We start from the raw sequence: 2,407 nt of genomic DNA on the forward strand, positions 1-2,407 counted from the left end.
TCTTGGGATCGAAGTGGAACCGCATTGTGTTGGCGGTCTTAGGGCCCTGTATCCACGCCTGCTGCATCATGCCCATGCGGCCAGTTCTCCTGTACTAGCTAGCAAAGCCGTCAGGGGTCAATCTCTTGGCCGCAGTACTAGCCAAACCACCACCAACAAGCTGGTGATGCTCACTCCGGTGAAAATCCAATCGGCGTAGGGCGTCCAAACCATCAGCTTTGGCTTCTGTCACTCGCCGTCACTTTTTTGGTGGCGTCGCGGGTGTCAAATCAAGGCTAGGACTGGTGTTTAGCTTGTTGCAGGCGGGACTCCCAAAGGAACCCGCCTCTGTTTCGGTGCCCGCGGGCCACCGTTCCAGAGATTTCACAGCCCTACTTAAATGAGGTTATTTCATGCAGATGAGTTCTCTTGTGGCTTTCCTGGCCGTCGAGCGGCTCAGCAGACATTGCTGGCAATGCGAAATTAGGCGGCCTAGCAGCCCTTTCATTACCTCTTATCAATCCATTCTGAGCTTGCTCCTAAAAAAGCAGGTCATTGCAAAAGCTCTGAAGCAAAAGTCGGCAGAAGAATGGTTCTGTGACAACTGCTGATCCGTTCACAATCTATTGAGTAGCGTCGAGCCTAAGCCACTTCTTTTCGGCAGCGGCCAGATGCCTATCGTCGGGGACACCCCTATGACTTGGATGGCCGTCGATGGTGCTAGCCACGTGATCGAGGCCAACAAACGTTCGAGCAATAGCGCAGACGCACCATCCATAAGCATTGCACTAGTGTCAGTCAATAAGCCAAACAGCACACCTCTTGTCTTATAAACCGAGCATGTTCCTACCTTTGTTCAGAACAAACACCATTGCAACGAAGGCATGCAGCAGTCGCCCAATAAAGGGGCGATTGCCTGCCTTAAATATAAGCCAATTTTGCAGCAAACTTGTAGCAGTAGTGATCGCAATCTCACTCTACTTCGAATCAACTATTCTGGCCGCAGATATGAAGATTGTTGGTACATGGCGCCTGGTTTCGATGAAGTCGCGCAATAGCCTTACATCCGTTGAAACGAACACTTGGGGAGACAATCCAATGGGCTTGATTACTTATACCCCTGACGGCTATATGAGCGCAATTCTAGCCAAATCTGATCGCAAGATCAGTACAGATAGCGCAGGGAGTGCCACTGACGAAGAACAGGCGATGCTGTTCCGGAACTCCTTTGCATACGCTGGACGCTACACGCTGACACGCGAAGGTGTGATTCATCATGTTGCTGTTGCCGCTGACCCCACATGGATCGGTAAAGATCAAATCAGGTTCGCCAAAATAGAAGGCGATTACCTCATCATCAGTTCGCCGCCCATCAAAAGCGTCGCCTCTATGGATCCACTCGAGTATTTCGTGATCTGGAAGCGAGCCGATTGACTGAACGCCAGGCCTCATTCCATGACAGAGGCCACCGTTGCTGCTGGATGACGTCTCCCAGATCACTCCACCGGATCCCTGAAGCTCGCCCTTCGATTGCATCAGCCGCCGCCTGACGACTCGAGTTAATGACGTGGCCGCATCGTCAGCACCTTGGGAAATGAACGCAAAAGGTGTATGATTAGGAGACTTTAGAATGAGATGTTGTGCGCTATACCCGTATCTCCTGTGCCCATACGCCCCATATATCTGTCGCGTGTTGGCGCGATTACGCACAAGCATGGACCTACAAAGGTCTTCTGGCATTGCTGATCTTGAGCCCAGCTAATGCCTTGGCGCAGCAGCAAGTAGCTAGTAGCTCTGAAGCTTTGCGCAGGATTGTCGACCAATCCATGGAGTCATTAGCCAAAGGACAAATCAAGGAGGGATATTCAGCGATGAGTCAATATTCGTCCTTACCTAGTGCCGATATGCAGGTTGCTCTTGAAGATATCTTAAACCAACAACCTGGAATTCTGAGACGCTTTGGCGGCAGGTTAGGCTATCAATTTCTCCGATCTGAAAGCGCAGGTGGCAACCTTATCCGCTGGACCTATCTAGAACGCTTCGAGAAATCAGCGATTACGTGGAACTTCATCGGCTATCGAGGGAAAGACGGCTGGATGATCTCTGGCGTCACTTGGTCGGGCAATCTTGAACAACTCTTCGAAGCACAGCAACCATCCAAGAAATAACCCACTCCGTTCATGACTAGATCTTGTGGGGTCGGGTCACAATTAAGCCAGCGCTGCCCCAGACGGGTGTAGGTGGAGATGGTGCCACCCGCGTCAGTACTGTTTTCGATGGAGCTGTAGCCTTGGTAATCGGCGAAGTTGACATTCACCAGCACGTCCTGAAAGGTGACTGACTGGGTACCCACCCGCTGCGGAATGAACCCCCGATACCTGCCTCGTTGGGCGTATCAGAACCTTGAAGCTGACCCTGCAGTCCGGAG

At 51.7% G+C, this 2,407-nt stretch carries 3 protein-coding genes and 1 pseudogene; 3 read left to right on the top strand and 1 reads right to left on the bottom strand.

Going from position 1 to position 2,407, the window contains the following annotated elements; all coding sequences use genetic code 11:
- The 3 genes from AC2JC8_RS10010 to AC2JC8_RS10020 all read left to right on the top strand — a co-directional run.
- Positions 1-199, top strand: a 199-nt coding sequence (locus AC2JC8_RS10010) for a hypothetical protein (protein WP_484401958.1), incomplete at its 5' end; no start/stop codon positions are given.
- A gap of 740 nt (positions 200-939) precedes the next feature.
- Positions 940-1,413 (top strand): lipocalin-like domain-containing protein, encoded by a 474-nt coding sequence (locus AC2JC8_RS10015; protein ID WP_484401959.1) that lies wholly within the window; start codon positions 940-942, stop codon positions 1,411-1,413.
- Between the two features lie 206 nt (positions 1,414-1,619).
- The gene (locus AC2JC8_RS10020) at positions 1,620-2,147 is read left to right on the top strand and encodes a hypothetical protein (RefSeq protein ID WP_484594675.1); all 528 of its coding nucleotides are present in this window, start codon (positions 1,620-1,622) and stop codon (positions 2,145-2,147) included.
- 35 nt (positions 2,148-2,182) lie between these two features.
- On the opposite strand, the pseudogene AC2JC8_RS10025 reads toward AC2JC8_RS10020, so the two are convergent.
- Positions 2,183-2,400: pseudogene (locus tag AC2JC8_RS10025) on the bottom strand (carbamoyl-phosphate synthase); the annotation flags it as partial.
- Between the last annotated feature and the right edge of the window lie 7 nt (positions 2,401-2,407).

It is taken from the genome of Synechococcus sp., assembly GCF_982614295.1.